The sequence below is a fragment of the Nocardiopsis sp. FIRDI 009 genome (assembly GCF_003386285.1).
GTDB lineage: Bacteria > Actinomycetota > Actinomycetes > Streptosporangiales > Streptosporangiaceae > Nocardiopsis.
Map to the genome: position 1 here is coordinate 1 of NZ_QPNC01000053.1, position 18,415 is coordinate 18,415.

The following is an 18,415-nucleotide window of genomic DNA, read 5'->3' on the forward strand; positions in this document are numbered from 1 at the left end:
CGCTGGCATCGCCTGCATACGGATCTGTTACCGCAGACTCACCAAATGAGATGAGCTCTAAGGCCCTCGGGAGGCTCCCAGCAGGGCGCACCACTCGGAGGCGGGGAAGGACAACGTTCCCTTATCCCGGTTCTGGGTGTCGCGGACCAGGGTGTCTAGACCTTCCGACACCTCTACGCAGTGACTCCCCGACGTTGAGTAGGAGGATTTGTGAAACGTTCGATCACTCACTGTATTCCTTTAAGTACCTTTAGCGATTGCGTGGGAGGGAGGGCGCTGCCCAACGCGTGTTTCACCAGTCCATGCAACCGGTCGTAGCTCCGCTTGTCTTCGTAGAGCGTAGCGCCGTCCACATGATCACTCACAGCCGCTTTACCACCGTCGGCCAGGTGGAACATGATCAGCATGGACACCACCCCTAACAAGGTGGTTTCCTCCGGAACCAGGTGAATCGACACCTCTTCGTTCCCGGCCAGGGAGAGAAGGTGTGCAACCTGTTCGCCCCGGACGGAACAAGGGAGACAGGTCAAGGCGGTGAGCGGGAAAACAGCGGTGATACGAGGGTTGTTCCGGTTGCGCAAGTGCTTGTATCTGCCACAACGAAGCGCGACCAGTCGGCTGATCTCTTCGGGGGTTCCTGGGTGCAGCCCCTCTCGAAGTACCGCGCGCGCGTAGCGCGGAGACTGCAACAACCCGGGAATCAAGTGGGGCGAGATCAGCTCGATGAGCTTCGCGGCCTCTTCCAGACGCGAAACGTTCTTCATCCACGGAGGGAACCCGATCGACGTCGCGAGCTCCCAGTGCGCGAGAATCCGGCCGTCCGCCTTGAGCCCCCTGTCAACCTTGATCACGTCCGCACGCGATGGAGCTACTTTGTCGTTCTCCCAGCGGGACAGTGTTGACGCGGCCAGACCCGAGACCTTCGCGAGATCCCGCAGGGTCAGACCAGCCTGTTTACGCTCAAAGAGGAGGTATGAGCCGAACGTCTGTTCCTGAGGTTCGCTATTCTGTTGCACCATGTCGCTGAGGCTATCGCGATCGTCGCTCTGTGATCTATGTCCTTAGAGATACACACCAGTTCCTGGGGAACACGGGTTTTCGGCCGGACCCTGGAACCATGAACGACACCGAACGCGGCGAGCACCGAAACACAGAAAACGGGCAAATACCCGCCAATCCGGGCAGTCGACTCACGACGCCGGGAAAAACCGATCCCTTCACCGAAGCCCGGGACGCCTTCCTCACCCGGCGGGGGATCGCCTTCACCCTGGAATGGCGGCGCTTCCCCTGGACGAGGGGGTGGGACGTCGAACGCGCCCTGGTCGGCCCCTCCTACCTGGGCAACGTCGCCGTCGGCCTCAAGGACGGCTGGTCCCGGGGATGGCAGGACCGCGACGGGACCTGGAAGTACGTCCAGCGCGACCGACTGGACGTCCTGGTGGAACAGGTGATCGAGACCCGCGCGGGGCACGTCCCGCCGCTCCCCCGCCGAGGCGGTACGGGACGGTAGCAGGACAAGGACCCCAACAGCCCTCAGGGGTCGGAGGCCAGCCCCGGCCGGGTCCGGGCGATCAGAACGGCGCTCAGCACCGCCGAACCCGCGCAGGCGACGGCCAGCAGCACACCGCCCAGCCGCCAGTGCAACAGGGCCCCGCTCACCGAGACCACGTAGAGCAACCAGTACGCGGCGCTCTCCCACCGCCCGCCGTGTCCGCTCCTCATGGCCGCCCCTCGAATCCGACCGCGCCCGGTGGCGCGTGCGACGACCTTCGTGCCGTCTCCCAGAGAGACGCTCTGGTCACGCAGAGAGTTTACCGGTCGGGAAAACACGGGGCGCGGTGTGTGTCACAGGGGTGGCGCGCCCCGCCGTCGTGGGGGAGACGGGGCACGGGCGCCGACCCGGTCACGCTTCTCAGGGCTGGGCGGCCAACTCCAGTTCCAGCAGGTCCAGGTCCTCGGCCGCCTCGCCCAGCGCGGGGTCACCGGGGTCGGCGAACTCGACGAGGTCGGCGCGTGCCGCGCGCAGTCTGCGCCGCGCCGACCGGGCCTCCCCGGGCGCGTGCGCGTCGAGGGGGGCCGCGCTCAGCTCTCCGGTACCGGTGACGACGCCGTCCGGGGTCCGCAGGGCCCACTCCCACCCCTGCGTTCCGGCGCTGACGGCCCGGGTGGCGCGTAGGAGGACCCCCACCCGGTCGGCGCGGCCGTCGTGCACACGCGTCCACCGGCCCACGAGTTCGACGGGGTCGTGGTGCGGGGTCCGCGCGGTCGGGGCGTGGGCAAGCTCGTGAGCGGGGCTGGCGTTCATCAGTGGTCCTTCCGGGACGGGTCTGGATCGCGATCGGGGCCGACGAAACGCGCCGCAGACGCGCCCGTGGACCCCGTTCACCGAGAACACGGTCCTGCGCACCGCTTATGACGCGGTTTCGGAGCTTTTTTCCTACCCCGATCGCGACGGCCGCCCACAGACTCCGCCAATCCGTGATGACACGGATGACCCGTCGCGCTCCGCCGCCCGGTTCCTGGCCTCGACGCCGCGGCTCAGAGGTCGATCATCCGCCAGGCGTCCGGATCGGCCGGAGCGTCGGTGAAGGCGTAACGCACCGTGCGCGCGTCGGCCGCGAGCAGCGTCACCGACCCGGTGGCCCAGACCCGGCCGCCGCCGAGGTCGGCGTGGGCGATCAGCCCGGAGGGGTCACCCGTCTCGTCGGTGCCCGCCGAACGCGGCGCGTCGTGGGCCGCGGCGGCGATCAGCTCCGGCCACCGCCCCCAGATCTGGTCCACACCGGTCGCCTCGGCCAGGCGCGCCGGGTCGGGCCGGGTCCGCGCGAACTCGGGGGTGTGGCGCAGCGCGCGCGGGTCGGCCGGGTCGAGCCCGGTGTTGACGATGATCCGCACCCCGACCGGGAGCGGGCGGACGTCCAGCCGGGCGCCGTCCCAGCTGTGCAGCACGGCCCCGCGGGCGTCGGCCGTCAACAGGTGGAAGGGCGCGTACCTGGACAGCTCCACCCCGTCGAGGGGGTCGCGTTCGACGGTGGCCAGGGAGTGCAGGGGCAGGTCGCCCCGGCTGGCCGGATAGGCCCCCTCCCAGGGCATCCGCCCGTCCCACGGCCACCCGTTGAGCAGCGCCGCGACGCGCGCTCGGGCCGGATCCACCGCCAACCACGTACCGCCCGCCGACCGGTCGCGTCCGCCCGCCACCCCCGGGTGGTCGGGCCAGTGGCGCCCGGGCCCGTCCCAGGGGCGGTCCCTCATCTCGTCGCGGATCGCGGCGACGACCAGCGGCGTGTCCGCTCCGGGGTCGAATCCGACGATGACGGTGCACATGGCGCCCTTCCCGACTTGTCCCTCGACAACGTCCCCGTTCATACAACCGCACGTCGTCACCGGACATCGTTCCCGGGGTGGTGGTGAGCCCACCGCGGGTTCGGGTGCCAGCCGCAACGCACCCGCGCCCCGGTTCTTCTAGTCTGGAGGTCCTCCCAGACGTGAGGCGTCCCACCCCGTCCGATCCACCGGACGCGACACGGCCACCGACGCCCCCGCCCCTCGCTTCCCGACAGGAGTTTCGCGTGCCCGACCAGCCCGACGACGGAGCGGACACCACCGGCCTCCGACCCGCCGCGGCCTCGGCCCTGGCCTCCCCCGACCCGAGTGGTCCGGTCATCCCGCCCGCCGAGCCCGGACTGAGCCGGGAACAGGTCGCCGAACGCGTGGCCGCCGGGCGCACCAACGACGTGCCGGTCCGCGCCAGCCGCACCGTCGGCCAGATCATCCGCGGCAACGTGTTCACCCGGATCAACGCGATGATCGCGGTGCTCTTCACCATCATCGCGGTCATCGGCCCCGTCCAGGACGGGCTGTTCGCGATGGTCATCGTGATCAACACGCTCATCGGCATCGTCCAGGAGCTGCGCGCCAAGCGCACGCTGGACCGGCTCGCGATCGTCAACGCCGCCCGGCCTCGCGTGGTCCGCGAGGGCGCCGCGGTGCGCGTCGCCACCCAGGAGATCGTCCTGGACGAGGTCCTGGAGGTGGGCACGGGCGACCAGGTCGTGGTCGACGGCACGGTGACCTGGGCGGCGGGACTGGAGGTCGACGAGTCGCTGCTGACCGGGGAGGCCGACCCGGTGGTCAAGCGGCCGGGCGACACGGTGATGTCCGGCAGTTTCGTGGTGGCCGGGAACGGGCGGTTCCGGGCCACGAAGGTGGGTCGGCACGCCTACGCGGCACGGTTGGCCGAGGAGGCCAGCCGCTTCTCCCTGGTCCGGTCGGAACTGCGGTCGGGGATCAACCGCATCCTGACCTGGATCACCTACGCGCTGTTCCCGATCGGCGGCCTGCTGGTGTACAGCCAGCTGTTCCTGGGCGGGCACGTCACGCTGGAGGAGCCGGTCGCCGGCGGCCAGCTGTCCGGGCCGCTGGCGGACGCGCTGCGCGGCATGGTGGCGGCGCTGGTGTCGATGATCCCCGAGGGCCTGATCCTGCTCACCAGCATCGCTTTCGCCGTGGGCGTGATCCGGCTGGGCCGCCACCGGTGCCTGGTCCAGGAGCTGCCCGCGATCGAGGGGCTGGCCCGGGTGGACGTGGTGTGCACCGACAAGACGGGCACGCTCACCGAGGCGGGGATGCGCCTGGCGTGGATCCGCGACCTGGGCGGCGGGGACGGGACGGGGGCCACCACCCGGATCCTGGCCGCGCTGGCGGCGAGCGACCCCGACCCCAACCCGAGCATGGCCGCGATCGCGCGGGGGTGCGAGGCCGTCGGCCAGACGGCGCCCGACTGGCCGGTGACCGCCCTGGCGCCCTTCTCCTCGGCCCGCAAGTGGAGCGGCGCCGGCCTGCGCACCCCCGACGGGGAGGAGCACTGGGTCCTGGGGGCCGCCGACGTGCTCACCGCCCCCGACGACCCCGCGGCGGCCGAGGCGGCGCGGCTGGGCGCGCGGGGGCACCGGGTCCTGCTGCTGGCGCGCGCGCAGGGGCGGGTCGACGCCGACGACGCGCCCGGACCGGTGCGGCCGACGGCACTGGTGGTGCTCGACCAAAGGGTGCGCGCGGACGCGGCGCCGACCCTGGACTACTTCGCCGAGCAGGGCGTGGCCGTCAAGATCGTCTCCGGCGACCACGCCGCGTCGGTGGGCGCCGTCGGCCGCGAACTGGACCTGGCGGGGGCCGACCGGCCCGTGGACGCCCGCGACCTGCCGGACGCGGCCGACCGGATGGCCGAGGAGGTGGCGCGGGGTTCGGCGTTCGGTCGGGTCACCCCCGAGCGCAAGCGCGACATGGTGCGCGGGCTGCGCGAGCGCGGGCACACGGTCGCGATGACCGGGGACGGGGTCAACGACGTCCTGGCGCTCAAGGAGGCCGACATCGGCGTGGCGATGGGTTCGGGCAGTCCGGCGTCGCGGTCGGTCGCCCAGCTGGTGCTCATGGACGACCGGTTCGCGGTGCTGCCGCGCGTGGTGGCCGAGGGCCGACGGGTGATCGGCAACATCGAACGGGTGGCGGGGCTGTTCCTGACCAAGACCGTGTACACCATGACGCTCGCGACGGTCGTGGGGCTGCTCGCGGTGGCCTACCCGTTCTTCCCCCGGCACGCGACCCTGATCAACGCGGTCACGTTCGGCATCCCGTCGTTCTTCCTGGCGCTGGCGCCCAACACCGACATCGCCCGGCCCGGGTTCGTGGCGCGCACCCTCCGGTTGGCGCTCCCGGCGGGCCTGGTGGCCGGTCTGGCGGCGGTGACGACCTACCTGCTGGTGCTCGGCGGGCGGACCGTGCCCGAACCGGCCGACCGCACGGCGGTGGTGATCACCCTGTGCGCGACCACCCTGTGGGTGCTGCTGCTGGTGGCCAAGCCGTATGTGTGGTGGAAGGTCGTGCTGGTGGCGTCCATGGTGGGGCTGTTGACCCTGGCCCTGGTGACCCCGCTCGGCCGGTGGTTCTTCGACCTGGACGTGAGCGACCCCGGCAAGCTGCTCACCGGCCTGGCGGTCGCGGGCGTGGCGATCGCGGTGATCACGGTCATCCGGGTGGTGGACGACCGGATCGACGCGCGGTCCCGGGCACGGACCACGGCCGGGGAGCCGGAGGAGGAACGGGTCCCCGCGGCCCCCTGAGCGGCCCTCCGGTCGGCGCCGCGGGGCGACCCGGGCGGGTCCGCGGGGCGACCCGGGCGGGTCCGCGGGGCGACCCGGGCGGGTCCGCGGGGCGACCCGGGCGGGTCCGCGGGGCGACCCGGGCGGGTCCGCGGCCGTATCGTGGCCCGGACGGCCCGAGGAGGAGGAACGGTGACGGTGGACGACGCGGACCTGCGGCACCTGCGGCGCGCGGTGGAGCTGGCGGAGGCGGCCCTGGCCGCCGGGGACGAGCCGTTCGGCTCCCTGCTGGTCGCGGCGGACGGGACCGTGCTCATGGCGGACCACAACCGGGTGGCCTCCGGGGACGCGACCCGGCACCCGGAGTTCGCGATCGCCCGGTGGTCGACCACGCTCCTGACCGTCTCCGAACGCGCCGCCGCGACCGTGTACACCTCCGGCGAGCACTGCCCGATGTGCTCCGCCGCGCACGGGTGGGCCGGGCTCGGCAGGATCGTGTACGCGAGTTCCTCCGCGCAGCTGTCCGCCTGGCTGGCGGAGTGGGGGGTGCCTCCGGGGCCGGTGCGCCCGCTGCCGGTGCGCGACGTCGTCCCCGGGGTGGCGGTCCAGGGCCCCGTACCGGAGCTGGCCGAGGAGGTCCGGGGGCTCCAGGCGCGCTTCCACGGCGTGGGCTGACCGGGGCCGGTCGGCCCCCGCCCCCGGTCGGGCCCGGTTCACACCGGTCGGCGCGCGAACAGGAAGGCGTGCGGGGTGCGCTCCCCCTCGGCGCGGGCGCGCCACGTCCGGACGTGGACCTCCAGCCCGGCGTCCTCCAGCAGGTCGGCGACGGCCTCCGGGGTGCGCCGGTGGAAGTCGAGCGAGATCTCGTGCCCGAACCCCTCGTCGAGGTGCAGGGTCCCCTCACCGCTCTGGAACGCGACCAGGCACTCGCCGCCCGGCGCCAGCGCCCGGCGGAACCCGGCGAACACCTCCGGAAGCTCGGCCAGGGGCACGTGGATGGTCGAGTACATCGCCACGATCCCGCCCAGGGAGGCGTCCGGCACGTCCAGGTCGGTCATCGACCCCTCGCGGAACTCCAGGTCCGGGTGGTCCCGTCGGGCCACCGCCAGCATCCCCGGGGACAGGTCGATCCCCGACGCGTCCACGCCGAGGTCGCGCAGGAGGGCCGTGACCTGGCCGCTGCCGCAGCCGACGTCCAGAACGGGGCCGCCCCGGGCGCGCACGAGTTCGGCGAACAGGGCGAGCAGCGCGCGCTCCAGCGGCTTGCCCGCCAGCTCCTGGCCGAAGCGGACGGCGTAGTCCTCGGCGAGGGCGTCGTAGGCGGAGCGGGTGGCGGTGAGGAAGGGGGGTTCGGTCATGCCCGAACCCTAGTCGGCGGGCCGGTCCCGGGAGTCGTCGGGGTCGACCGGCTCGAAGTGCCCCTGGATGACCCGGCCGCGCCCGGAAGCGGGCCGGTCGGCGCCACCGCCGGGACCCGCGGAGCCGCCGGGAGCGCGGCCGAACGGGCCGCCGGTCCCGCCCTGGCCGGGCACGTTGACCCCCTGGGCGGCGAACTCGCGGTCCATCCGCTCCCGCATCCGGCGCATCCGCCGCTGCGCCCACCCGGCGAAGGCCCAGCGCAGCGCGGGCCGGGTGAAGGGCAGGACCATCAGCAGGCCGAGCAGGGCGGTGAGGAAACCGGGGACGATGAGCAGGACACCGCCCGCCATGACCATGAGCGGGTCGAGCAGGCCCCCGCGCGGCGGCTCACCCGAGCGCATGGCCTGGTCGGCGTCCCGGAAGGCCCTGGTGCCCGCCCGGCGCAACACCGCCACGCCCAGCACCAGCAGCGAGACCAGTACCGCCAGTGTCCACGGCACACCGATCCATCCGCCGACGGCGATCATCAGCCACACTTCCAGGAACGGCAGCGCCATGAGCGCCAGCACTGTCAGCAGCGGCATCGAACACCATCCCATCGTCGGCCCGCACGGGTCGTCCCTCTCTGGGAGAACGCGCCCGCACCACTCAGGGTTCCCCGGACGCGCCCGGTCACCCTCCGTTCCGGGCGCGTCGGCCCGCGATCACGGCCGCGGCCACCGTGCCCAGCCCCAGGACGCTCAGCGCCGTCTCGGGGACCGCGCCGAGCCTGGTGGCGACGGTGGTGCCCTCGGCTGCGGTCAGTTCGGCGACGTGGATGTCCGGCTCGGCCTCGGGGGAGGTGTAGGAGGTGGTGCCGTCGGGGTTGACCACGGCGCTGATGCCGCTGGTGGAGACCACCACGGCGGACCGCCCGTGCTCGACCGCGCGCAGCTGGGTGATGGCCAGCTGCTGGTTGGACTGCCCGGTGAAGTTGTAGTTGGCGTTGTTGGTGGGGATCACGATGATCTGCCCGCCCTCGGCGACGGCCTCGCGCACCGGCCGGTCGAAGGCCACGTCGAAGCAGATCCCCACGGCCAGGATGGTGCCCGCCACGTCGAGCGCTCCGGGATCGGTTCCGGGGACGGCGTCGGAGGAGACCTGTTCGAGCCGGGCGACGAAGCGCGTGAAGAAGTCGCGGTAGGGGATGTACTCGCCGAACGGCACGAGGTAGCGCTTGACGTAGCGCTCCCCCGGTCCGGTCTCGGGGTCCCACACCACGCTCTGGACGTAGCGGGTGCCGTCGTCGTTGAACCGGCTCATCCCCCACAGCATCGGGACGCCGATGGCGTCGCCCGCCTCGGTGATGAGCCGTTCGGCCTCCGGGTCGCGGTAGGGGTCGATGTCGGTGGCGTTCTCCGGCAGCAGCACCATGTCGGGCTGGGGGTACTCCCCGGCCTCGACCGCGTCGGCCAGGTCGCGGACGCCCTCGGCGTGGTTGCGCAGCACCTGCATGCGCTCGCCGGTGATCGACATCTCACCGACGCCCGGCACGTTGCCCTGGACCATGCCCACGGTGACGGTTCCGGCCTCGGCGGGCCGCCCGACCGCCGGGGCCAGGGTCCCTCCCGCGACGATCGCCGCGCTCACGGCCAGGCCCGCGGCGGCCGCCGCGAACGCACGGGCCCGGCCCGCGCCCGGGCCGCGCACGGCCCCGGCGACGCGCAGCGCGCTCCACAGCAGCAGTCCGCCGGTGAGGGCGACCGCGAAGGTCACCAGAGGGGAGGAGCCCAGGGCCGCGTAGCCGACGAAGGGGGTGTCGGGCTGGGCGAAGGCGAGCTTGCCCCAGGGGAAGCCGCCCAGCGGCCAGCGGGCGCGCACCGCCTCCTGCGCCACCCACAGGGCGGAGGTCCACACCGGCCACAGGGGCAGCCTGGCCACCAGGGTGAGGCCCATCGCCAGCGGCAGGAAGTACACGGACTCGGCGGCGGCGATGACCAACCACACGTCGACGCCGAAGATGTCCTGCCAGCTCACCAGCGGCACCATGAGCGTCGCGGCGGCGAGCAGGCCCAGCCAGGCGGCACGGCGCGGGCGGGTCCCGGCGACGGCGAGGAGGAACAGCGCGGCGCTGACCGGCCCCAGCCACCACCAGCCGTAGGGGGGCAGGGCGAGGAGTTGGGCCAGACCGGAACCCACGGCGGCGCACAGGCGCCAGAACAGGTCGCGGCGTCCCCAGCGGTGGCCCGCGGGGATCGTCGTGGCCCGTCTCCACCGGCCCGACGGCGGGCGGGCCGCCCAGGGGGCCTCCGCCAGCGACGCGGGTCCGCCGGACGCCGGGGCTGTGTCCTGCTCGGTGTTCTCGGCGACCACGTCGGCTGCTCGCTTTCCGCTGGGGACGGGAGTGCTCGTGGTCAGCATATGGGGGGACGCGGAAAAGGCCCGAGCCACCCTTCGGACCGGCTCCGTCCCGTCGGCGGCGAGCTCGGAAGACCGTTGTCTACTGGATGTTCGGGCCTTTTCCGGGTCCAACCCCCCGCCCGGCTGTGGCGATCCGCCCCTCACCCGACCCCGGCTGCACCTGGCGCGTGATGCAGCGTCCGATCGGACGAGTGGGGGACACACAACCGGTCCGTCCAGTGCTGGACTGGTCGTTAGGTTACCCAGACTCCCCAACCCGATGCCTCAACCCGGCTGCCGTGTCGTGGGGACCGCGCCGAGACCGCGTGGGGAGAACGTGATGAACCGTCGGACAGGCTAACGCACCTGAGGCTGCCACGCCAGCCGGACCGGACGGGTTTGTGACTGACCGCAATCTGATCGTTTGACAACCAGCTCTGGACATTTCGATCAGAATCGTGTCTCATGTGATCAGTAAATCTTCCTGCTTCGATCAACTTCGAAAGAACACAGGGTGTCGGGGTCTCCCGCGAGATCCCCCACCACACGACCCAGCGCGGGAGCTGAATCATGGCGGAGATCGTCCTCGAGGGCGTCGACAAGATCTACGGAGGCGGCGTCAAGGCCGTCGACAACCTCAACCTGCGGATCCGGGACGGCGAGTTCATGGTGCTCGTCGGCCCCTCCGGCTGCGGCAAGTCCACCGCGCTGCGCATGATCGCGGGTCTGGAGGAGATCTCCGACGGCACGCTGGTGATCGGTGACGAGATCGTCAACGACCGCCCGCCCAAGGACCGCGACATCGCGATGGTCTTCCAGAACTACGCGCTCTACCCCCACATGACCGTCGAGCAGAACCTCGCCTTCGGTCTGAAGCTGCGCAAGGTCTCCAAGTCCGAGATCGCACGCCGCGTCAAGGAGGCGGCGGAGATGCTCGGTCTGGAGCCCTACCTCAAGCGCAAGCCGGGCATGCTCTCCGGCGGTCAGCGCCAGCGCGTGGCGATGGGCCGCGCGATCGTGCGCGAGCCCCGCGCCTTCCTCATGGACGAGCCGCTGTCCAACCTCGACGCCAAGCTGCGCGTCCAGATGCGCGCCTCCCTCAACCAGCTCCACGAGCGCCTCGGCGTCACCACCGTCTACGTCACCCACGACCAGGTCGAGGCGATGACCCTCGGCGACCGGGTCGCCGTCCTGCGCGAGGGCCGCCTCCAGCAGGTCGACACCCCCAAGCGGCTGTTCGACGCCCCCGTCAACCTGTTCGTGGCCGGGTTCATCGGCTCGCCCGCCATGAACTTCGTCGACGCCGAACTCACCGCCGAGGGCGAGGGGGCCGTGCTCACCTTCGCCGAGCACAAGCTCCCCGTCTCCGCCGCCCTGCTGGAGTCGCGTCCGGCGCTGCGCGAGTACCTGGGCAAGCGGATCATCCTGGGCATCCGCCCCTCCGACTTCAACGACGCCGAGTTCGACGGCAACGGCGACCCCACCATCCAGGTGAAGGCGGACGTCACCGAGGAGCTGGGCACCGAGATCAACGTCATCTTCTCCGTCGACTCCCCACCGATCCGCCACGAGGACGCCACCGCGCTGGCCAAGGACGCCGCCGGTGACGGCGAGGAGGACGGCGACTCCCTGCCGCTGTCCCAGAACCGCACCCAGTTCACCGCCCGGGTCAGCCCCCGCAGCCAGGTCCGGTCCGGCAGCGAGATCAGCCTGTCCGTGGACGTCAGCCAGCTGCACTTCTTCGACCACGAGAGCGGCCTGGCCATCGGCCACCCCGACCACGCGTAGGCCACGTGCGTAGGTGCCCCGGCGGCCCCCGACCGCGGTCGGGGGCCGCTCCCGTCCGGCGGCTGTGGCGCGGTCCTCCGCCCGCCCGTCACCGCCCGAGGGGCCGCTCCGCGGCCCGGGCGGTGCACCCTCGACCGACGCCTCCGGCGCGGCCCTCACCGTCGCGCCAAACCTGACCGTTGGGCCACACTCGCGTGCCCACCGGTCAGACAGGTCTTCCTTGACCGGCCTGTGGGGGCGAACCAACGATGTGATGGTGCGTAACCGAGCCCCCGGAGTCGCCCCCGCACACGACCCCCCGCCGGTCGTGGACACCCTCCACGGCCGCCCCGTACCCGACCCCTACCGCTGGCTGGAAGACCCCGACTCGCCCGCGACCGAGCGCTGGCTGGCGGAGCGGTCCCGGGAGTACGAACGCGAGGCCGCGACGTGGCCGCTGCGCGCCCCCCTGGCCGACCGCATCCGCGCCCTGGTGCGCACCGAGCTGTGGACGCCGCCCCGGCACCGGCCCGGTGTGCTCTTCACCACCGTGCGCGACCCGGACGCCGAACACCCCCGCCTGGTCGCCCTGCCCGAGCACGGCGACGGCCCCGCGCGCACGGTCCTGGACCCCGCCGCCGAGGACCCCACCGGGCGCACCACCCTCGACGCCTGGGAACCCAGCCCCGACGGGCGCCTGGTCGCCGTCCAGACCTCCACCGGCGGCGTGGAACGCGGCGGACTGCGCGTCGTGGACGCCCGCACCGGCGCCGCGGTCGGCCCTCCCGTTTCCGGGGTGCGCTACTCCCACGTGGCGTGGATCCCCGGGGACGGGCCCGCCTCCTTCCTCTACGTCCGCCGCGACGGCGCCCGGGGCGTGCGCGGCGTGTGGCTGCGCCGCGTCGCCGACGGAGCGGAGGCACTGGTGCACGCATGCACCGCGCCCGCGACCGTCCCGGGCGTGCGCGTGCTGGGCGAACGGTGGCTGCTGGTCACCGAGAGCCACGGCACCGGCCACCGCACCGACCTGTGGCTCGCCGACCTGACCGCGCACCCCGCCCACCGGGACCCCGACCGGCACGGCATCGCCCCGCGCCCGGTCCAGGTCGGCCCCGAGGCCGAGACCGAGGCACGCCTGGGGCCGGACGGTCTGCTCTACCTGCGCACCACGCTCGCCGCGCCGCGCCGCCGCCTGTGCGCGGTCGCCCCGGAGGAACCCGGCGTGGGGCACTGGCGCGAGGTCGTTCCGGAGGACGCCGACGCGACCCTGGACGCCTTCACCCCCTACGCGGGCCCGGACGGACCGGCGCTGCTGGTGGTGCGCACCCGGCTGGGGATCAGCGAGGTGACCCTGCACGACGCCCGCTCCGGCAGGTGCACGGGCACCGTCGACCTGCCCGGCCAGGGCATGGTCTCGAACCCCGAGCCCGCACCGGACGGCTCCGTCCACCTGGGCTACGCCGACGTCGCCACCCAGCACAGGGTGCTGCGACTCGCCCCCGGCCAGCGGCGGCCCCGCCCCTGGCCGGACCGGGCCGCCGCCGTCCCGCCGCCACCGGCGATCACCCGCACCGTGCTGTGGTGCCACTCACCGGACGGCACCCGGGTCCCGGTCACCGTCTTCACCGGCCCGGGCGGAGCGCGCGAGCCCGGCCCCGGCCCGACCATCCTGCACGCCTACGGCGGGTTCGGCCGCCCCCGGCAGTTCGGGTTCAGCGCGACCGTCCTGGCCTGGCTGCTGTCGGGCGGGCGCTACGCCGTGGCGCACGTGCGCGGGGGCGGCGACGCCGGACGCGACTGGCACCTGCGCGGTTCGGGCCGCGACAAGCCGCGCGCGGTCGCCGACCTGGTCGCGGCGGCCGACACCCTCGTGGCACGGGGTCTGTGCACCCGCGACCAGCTCTGCCTGTCGGGGGGTTCCGCGGGCGGCCTGCTCGTCCTGGCCGCCGCCGTGTCCCGCCCGGACCTGTGTTCGGCGGTCATCGCCTCCGCGCCGCTGGCGGACATGGCGCGGTTCGAGCGCCTGGGGCTCGGTCGGATGTGGACACGCGAGTTCGGCAGCGTCGCCGACCCCGACGACTTCGCCGCCCTGATGTCCTACTCCCCCTACCACCGGGCCCTGGACAGCGCGGCCCGCACGCCCGACCGACCCTTCCCCCGCGTCCTGCTCACCGGCTTCCACGGTGACACCCGCACCGACGCCGCCCACCCGCGCAAGATGTGCGCGGCGCTGCGCGCGGCGGCGCCGGACGGGGGGCGACCCGCGGTCCTGCTCCGGTACGAGCGCGGCGTGGGGCACGGCCCGCGCGCGGTCAGCCGGGCGGTGGGGCTGGCCGCCGACGCGCACGCGTTCGCGGCCCACGAGACGGGGCTGGCCGCGCCCTGAGGCCCGGCACGGCCCCCGCACGGAAGAAAGTGGACAACGGCACACGGAAAGCGAGGTGCGAGATGGATCCGATCGAGGTTGAGGTCGAGGACCTGGCGGAGGTGACCTCCCGCGACATCACCGCGGGTGGCGACAGCGACGGTACCGACTCCAGCTCCGACTTCATCTGACCCCGTCCCGCCCGGTCCCGCGCCTGTCCGGCGGGGCCGGGCGGGCCCTCACGAAAGAAGGTAGGACCCCGGTGACCGACCCCGGACGCCTGTTCACGCGTGCCCTGTCAGAGAACGTGGGTCCGGCGGGCCTCACGTCCCACCTGTCGGAGGAGTTCGTCCACGCCGACCTGGGCGCGGACGCCGTGCGCCGCCTGCTGACCTTCGACGACCTCAACCACCTGCTGGCCACGTGCGCGCCCGAACCACCGCGCCTGCGCCTGCACCGGGACGGCTCCCCGGTTCCGGTCGACCGTTACACCGACCGGGCGAGCGCCTCCCGCTCAGCGCGCCGGGTGGTGCGCCCCGAGTCGCTCTACACCGAACTGCGCGCTGGGGCGAGCCTGGTGTTGGACGGCGTCGACCGGATGCACCCGCCCGTCGCCGCCGCCGCGGACGACCTCATGCGCCTGGTGCGGGAGAAGGTGCAGGCCAACCTGTACCTGATCTGGGGTGGGTCGCGCGGCTTCGACACCCACTGGGACGACCACGACACGGTGATCGTCCAGGTGGAGGGCGTCAAGCACTGGGTGGTGCACGGCCCCGGGTCGCGCCCCCATCCCATGAAGAACGACACCGACCATTCCCACACGCCGCCGCGTGACGCCGACGGCGGACTCCGCGTGGTGTGGGAGGGTGTGCTCTCCCCCGGCGAGGTGATCCACGTGCCCCGCGGTTGGTGGCACACGGTCACCGGCACCGGCGGGGTGAGTATGCACCTGACCTTCGGCTTCACCCGTGCCACGGGGGTGGACTGGGCCGAGGCGCTGGTGCGGCGGCTGGTCGACGAGGAGCTGTTCCGGCGGGACCTGCCCCGGTTCGCCGACCCCGACGCCCGGCGCAAGCACCAGCACGAGCTGGTCGCCCGGTTGGTGGAGCTGGCCGAGGCGGACGACCTGGACGCCTTCCTGGCCGGGCGGGACGCCCGTTTTCCCCGGCGCACGTCGTTCTCGCTGCCCTGGCCGGTCGGGGACGAGGTCCCCGGGCCCGAGGCGCGCGTGGAGTTCGTGCCGATCCTGCCGCCGCCGCTGACCCGTGAGGGGGACCGGGTGGCGATCACGGTGTCCGGCCGCCGCTACCGCCTCCCGGGCTCCGTCGAACCGGTGCTGGCGGCGTTGGCCGAGCACCGGGAGCTGACGGTGTCCGCCCTGGCCGGGCGGGCGGGCGTGGACACCGCCGAGGCCGCCCGGGTCGTCTCCGCGCTGACCCGGCACCACCTGGTGGTCGTGCGTTAGCGGGTGCTCGCCTCGGGCCGCCGCTGGCTCTGGACGTAGGTCTCGACGCCGTCCAGGATGCGCTCCGGGGAGAAGGACATGTCGTCGGCGGGCGCGGCCTCCTCCCCCCTGCCGGAGGACGCCATGGCCCCGTCGTCCAGCATCGCCGCGATGGTGGGGAAGCGCTCCGGTGTGACCACCCGGCGCAGGCTGAGCGCGTGGGCGCGTTCGCGCTCGGCGAGGGTGCTGCCCGCCTCCTCGGCCGCCCGCCGCATGTCGAGTTCGACGCGGCAGGTGTCGCGGACCGCCCCCGAGACCGTCATGAGCATCTGGGTGTCGGAGGTACATCTCCCGGCACCCGGACGCCCACGCCCTGATCCCGGCCCGCCAGTCCCCGTCCGCACGGGGCACGGGCGGGGACTGGGCCATGACCGCGTCGGTCATGAGGACGAGCAGGTCCTCCCTGCTGTCCACGTGGCGGTACAGGGACATGGTGGTGTAGCCGAGTTCCCGGGCCACCCGCTGCATGGAGACGCCCTCCAGCCCCTCGGCGCCGGCGACGGCCACGGCCGCCCGGACGACCGCCTCCCGGTTGAGCTTGGGTCTGGGGCCGCGCCTGCCGGGTTCGCGCAACCCCCACAGGAGCTCGATCTCCCGTGCCATACCGGATTCCGGCCGTCGCTCGCTCATGCCCCGCCAGTCGTCGTCCGTGTGCTCGACACCATCCTCAATATGTGTATGCCCCACACTATTAAATGTATTTAATACACAGTTTTATGGCGCACGATCCCGCGGAGTTCCCCACGCGCCCCCGGGAGGACCCCGCCTGGCCCTCCCCGCCGCTGGTCACGCCCATCCTCGCCGGGGCCGTGCTCATGCTCCCGGTGATCGTCCAGGTGCGGTCGTGGGCGCGCCGCCGCCACCCGGCGGCCCACCGGTGGAGCGGCTGAGTCTGCGTCGCGATCGGCCTCCCGCTCGTCGGCGTGCTCGCCCCGCACCGCCGCGCGCTGACCCCCGACAGAACCGGACACACCCGCTCGGACCTGCGCGTTCACCACTCCGTGGTGCGCGACGACACCCGCACCGACCGTTGCCCGCGCGCCGCGCATTAGGGTAGCCTCACTTAAGAGGCGCATCCCGTCCCCGGAGGGAACTGCGACCACCCCCGGACGTGACGGCTCCATGCGACGAAGGGCAGGTTCCAGCGGTGACTCCAGATCCGCTCGAGGCGCTGCGTGAGGCGTGTGCACCACTGAGGTTCGCGCCACTGCCCGACCTCGCCACCACCAGCCTCCCGGCGCCGGGCCTCCCCGGCACCACGCACTGGCACCGGTCCGACCGCCTGGTCGACGAGGGCTGGCTCCCCGTCCTGCACGACAAGCTGCGCACCGAGCACGGCCCCGGCCACCGCCTGCCGGCCGCCACCAACTTCCTCCGCGTGACCCTGCGCGAACCGATCTTCCTCGTCGCGGCCTCCCTGTACCTGACCGGGCGGATACCACTGCTGACCCCTCAGACCCTGTACCTGCCCTGGGACACGGCCGGGTCGCGCTTCGCCACCCCGGCCGTGGTGGGCGCCCGGTGGATCGTCCTGCCCGACGACCCCGCCGCCGCGCGCGCGGACACGGTCGTGGCCCGGGACCGGGACGAACAGCTGCGACTGGCCGCCGAGGGGGTCGTGGCCACCTTCGGCCCGCCGCTGAGCGCCCTGCACGCCCACTCGCGCGCGGGTCTGCGCACCCTGTGGGGGTGGGTGGTCGACACCCTGCACTTCTACATGCTCAACCCGGCCCGCTACCTCGGGCGCGACGCCCGCCAGGCATGGGAGCTGGCCACCCGGCTCGGCGACGCCGTGATCGCCGCGGGCGCGGTCACCCGCCGACGCCCGCGCCTGTTCCCCTTCGCCCCCCAGGACCCGCGCGGCACATGGGCGGTCCGGGGGACGTGCTGCTTCGACTACAAGGGCGACCCCGAACACGGGTTCTGCACCACGTGCCCGCTCAAGTGCGACGCCGAACGCCGCGAGGACCTGTCCGAGTGGCTGCGCGACCCCGCACTGGCGCCCTGACCGGCCCTTTCGCCCCAACTCGCCCGCCTCACTCCCGGGCCACCGGAACCTCCACCGGCCCGTGGTAGAAGGGGTCGAAGACGATCCGGTCCACGTCCACGGCACCGCGCACGGTGATCGTCCCGCTCACGGTCTCCCCCGGGTCGAGCTTCTGCACATCCAGCGCGTTGTCGTCCAGGGCGATGGCCTCACCGGTCTCGTGTTCGACACCTTCGGTGTCCACGATCGAGAAGTACAGCGGGTTGATGTCGATCTCCTCCTCACCGTCGTTGGTGATGGTCACCTCGACACTCGTGTACTCCCCGTCGGAGTAGAGCGGACTGGGCTCGAAGTCGGTCATCCGCGCGGTGATCTCCTCGGTCACGTCCTCCGCCGTGGGCGTGTCCCCGGGCCCCACCGTCTCCGACACGTCCGGGGACGTCCCGCCGCCCCCCGCCGCGACCAGCAGCAGCGCGGTACACCCGCCCAGGAGCAGCAGCAGGAGCAGCAGGACGCCGCAACCGATGCCGATGATCTTGCCCCAGGGCGTGGGCTTGGGCGGCGGCGGACCGTACCCTCCGGGCGGCGGCGCGCCCCACGGCGGCCCCTGCGGGGGCGGCGGAGGCGGCGGACCGCCGGGGTAGCTGCCGACCCCGGCTCCGGCCATGTCTGTCTCGCCGTACCCCGGGGCGTATCCGGCGTGCTCGAACCCGGCCTGCGCCCGCCCGCTGGGACCCTCCGACGGCTCACCGGTGACCGGTTCCGGCGGCGCCCCGGTGGGGTGCTCCCCCGGCGGGAACCCGCCGGGCGGCCGACCTGGCTCCTCGGGCTCCTCCGACCGACCCCGGGGTTCCTCCGGCTCCCCTCCGGAGGGGTCCTCACCGCCCTCGGCCGGGTGGGGCCCCGGCCGCTCCTCCGGTCCCTCCTCGGGCTCTCGGTCGGTCATGAGCACACCCCTC

General features: G+C 73.1%; 18 protein-coding genes and 1 pseudogene. 8 read left to right on the plus strand and 11 right to left on the minus strand.

Annotated elements, in window-relative coordinates; translation table 11 throughout:
* Nucleotides 1–57: 57 nt before the first annotated feature.
* On the minus strand, nucleotides 58–231 hold the full coding sequence (locus DVR05_RS26170; RefSeq protein WP_116248579.1) for a DUF397 domain-containing protein: 174 nt from the start codon (nucleotides 229–231) through the stop codon (nucleotides 58–60).
* Entirely contained in the window at nucleotides 228–1,019 is a 792-nt protein-coding gene (locus DVR05_RS26175; protein WP_116248580.1) for a helix-turn-helix transcriptional regulator, read from the minus strand. The genes DVR05_RS26170 and DVR05_RS26175 overlap by 4 nt, the downstream gene beginning before the upstream one ends.
* Before the next feature lie 98 nt (nucleotides 1,020–1,117).
* On the opposite strand from DVR05_RS26175, the gene DVR05_RS26180 reads away from it, so the two are divergent.
* Nucleotides 1,118–1,510 (plus strand): hypothetical protein, encoded by a 393-nt coding sequence (locus DVR05_RS26180; protein WP_232832350.1) that lies wholly within the window; start codon nucleotides 1,118–1,120, stop codon nucleotides 1,508–1,510.
* A gap of 23 nt (nucleotides 1,511–1,533) precedes the next feature.
* Here DVR05_RS26180 and DVR05_RS26185 read toward each other — a convergent pair whose 3' ends face one another.
* The 3 genes from DVR05_RS26185 to DVR05_RS26195 all read right to left on the minus strand — a co-directional run bounded on the left by DVR05_RS26185 (nucleotide 1,534) and on the right by DVR05_RS26195 (nucleotide 3,324).
* On the minus strand, nucleotides 1,534–1,722 hold the full coding sequence (locus DVR05_RS26185) for a hypothetical protein (RefSeq protein WP_116248581.1): 189 nt from the start codon (nucleotides 1,720–1,722) through the stop codon (nucleotides 1,534–1,536).
* 190 nt (nucleotides 1,723–1,912) lie between these two features.
* Complete coding sequence (locus tag DVR05_RS26190) at nucleotides 1,913–2,305, minus strand: hypothetical protein (protein WP_116248582.1); 393 nt, start codon at nucleotides 2,303–2,305, stop codon at nucleotides 1,913–1,915.
* A 233-nt stretch (nucleotides 2,306–2,538) separates the two neighbouring features.
* The gene (locus DVR05_RS26195; protein WP_116248583.1) at nucleotides 2,539–3,324 is read right to left on the minus strand and encodes an NRDE family protein; all 786 of its coding nucleotides are present in this window, start codon (nucleotides 3,322–3,324) and stop codon (nucleotides 2,539–2,541) included.
* A 245-nt stretch (nucleotides 3,325–3,569) separates the two neighbouring features.
* Here DVR05_RS26195 and DVR05_RS26200 point away from each other — a divergent pair, with 245 nt between their 5' ends.
* A complete protein-coding gene (locus DVR05_RS26200) occupies nucleotides 3,570–6,116 on the plus strand; it encodes an HAD-IC family P-type ATPase (RefSeq protein WP_116248584.1) in 2,547 nt (848 codons plus the stop codon).
* A 171-nt stretch (nucleotides 6,117–6,287) separates the two neighbouring features.
* Nucleotides 6,288–6,770 (plus strand): nucleoside deaminase, encoded by a 483-nt coding sequence (locus tag DVR05_RS26205; RefSeq protein WP_232832351.1) that lies wholly within the window; start codon nucleotides 6,288–6,290, stop codon nucleotides 6,768–6,770.
* A 38-nt stretch (nucleotides 6,771–6,808) separates the two neighbouring features.
* On the opposite strand, the gene DVR05_RS26210 is transcribed toward DVR05_RS26205, so the two are convergent.
* The 3 genes from DVR05_RS26210 to lnt form a co-directional block, all read right to left on the minus strand.
* On the minus strand, nucleotides 6,809–7,453 hold the full coding sequence (locus DVR05_RS26210; RefSeq protein ID WP_116248585.1) for a class I SAM-dependent methyltransferase: 645 nt from the start codon (nucleotides 7,451–7,453) through the stop codon (nucleotides 6,809–6,811).
* Between the two features lie 9 nt (nucleotides 7,454–7,462).
* Entirely contained in the window at nucleotides 7,463–8,038 is a 576-nt protein-coding gene (locus tag DVR05_RS26215; protein ID WP_116248586.1) for an FxsA family protein, read from the minus strand.
* Nucleotides 8,039–8,126: 88 nt separating this feature from the next.
* Nucleotides 8,127–9,806 (minus strand): apolipoprotein N-acyltransferase, encoded by a 1,680-nt coding sequence (gene lnt, locus DVR05_RS26220; RefSeq protein WP_232832352.1) that lies wholly within the window; start codon nucleotides 9,804–9,806, stop codon nucleotides 8,127–8,129.
* Between the two features lie 597 nt (nucleotides 9,807–10,403).
* Between lnt and DVR05_RS26225 the strand changes: the two genes are divergently transcribed.
* The 3 genes from DVR05_RS26225 to DVR05_RS26235 all read left to right on the plus strand — a co-directional run bounded on the left by DVR05_RS26225 (nucleotide 10,404) and on the right by DVR05_RS26235 (nucleotide 15,430).
* A complete protein-coding gene (locus DVR05_RS26225; protein ID WP_116248588.1) occupies nucleotides 10,404–11,621 on the plus strand; it encodes an ABC transporter ATP-binding protein in 1,218 nt (405 codons plus the stop codon).
* A 253-nt stretch (nucleotides 11,622–11,874) separates the two neighbouring features.
* The gene (locus DVR05_RS26230; protein ID WP_116248589.1) at nucleotides 11,875–13,986 is read left to right on the plus strand and encodes a prolyl oligopeptidase family serine peptidase; all 2,112 of its coding nucleotides are present in this window, start codon (nucleotides 11,875–11,877) and stop codon (nucleotides 13,984–13,986) included.
* Nucleotides 13,987–14,227: 241 nt separating this feature from the next.
* Nucleotides 14,228–15,430: a JmjC domain-containing protein gene (locus tag DVR05_RS26235; protein WP_116248590.1), complete on the plus strand. Its 1,203-nt coding sequence runs from the start codon at nucleotides 14,228–14,230 to the stop codon at nucleotides 15,428–15,430.
* Here DVR05_RS26235 and DVR05_RS28055 read toward each other — a convergent pair.
* Both DVR05_RS28055 and DVR05_RS28060 read right to left on the minus strand, forming a co-directional pair.
* A complete protein-coding gene (locus DVR05_RS28055) occupies nucleotides 15,427–15,732 on the minus strand; it encodes a hypothetical protein (protein ID WP_369974587.1) in 306 nt (101 codons plus the stop codon). The two genes, DVR05_RS26235 and DVR05_RS28055, sit on opposite strands and share 4 nt — an antisense overlap.
* Before the next feature lie 187 nt (nucleotides 15,733–15,919).
* Nucleotides 15,920–16,099 (minus strand): annotated as a pseudogene (locus DVR05_RS28060) (TetR/AcrR family transcriptional regulator); the annotation flags it as partial.
* A gap of 86 nt (nucleotides 16,100–16,185) precedes the next feature.
* On the opposite strand from DVR05_RS28060, the gene DVR05_RS26865 reads away from it, so the two are divergent.
* Together DVR05_RS26865 and DVR05_RS26245 are read left to right on the plus strand one after the other, a co-directional pair.
* Nucleotides 16,186–16,359, plus strand: a complete 174-nt coding sequence (locus tag DVR05_RS26865; protein WP_157982567.1) for a hypothetical protein — start codon at nucleotides 16,186–16,188, stop codon at nucleotides 16,357–16,359.
* Nucleotides 16,360–16,616: 257 nt separating this feature from the next.
* The gene (locus DVR05_RS26245; protein ID WP_116248591.1) at nucleotides 16,617–17,477 is read left to right on the plus strand and encodes a (2Fe-2S)-binding protein; all 861 of its coding nucleotides are present in this window, start codon (nucleotides 16,617–16,619) and stop codon (nucleotides 17,475–17,477) included.
* Between the two features lie 28 nt (nucleotides 17,478–17,505).
* Here the strand turns inward: DVR05_RS26245 and DVR05_RS26250 are convergent, their stop codons facing one another.
* A complete protein-coding gene (locus DVR05_RS26250) occupies nucleotides 17,506–18,402 on the minus strand; it encodes a DUF4352 domain-containing protein (RefSeq protein ID WP_116248592.1) in 897 nt (298 codons plus the stop codon).
* Nucleotides 18,403–18,415: the final 13 nt, after the last annotated feature.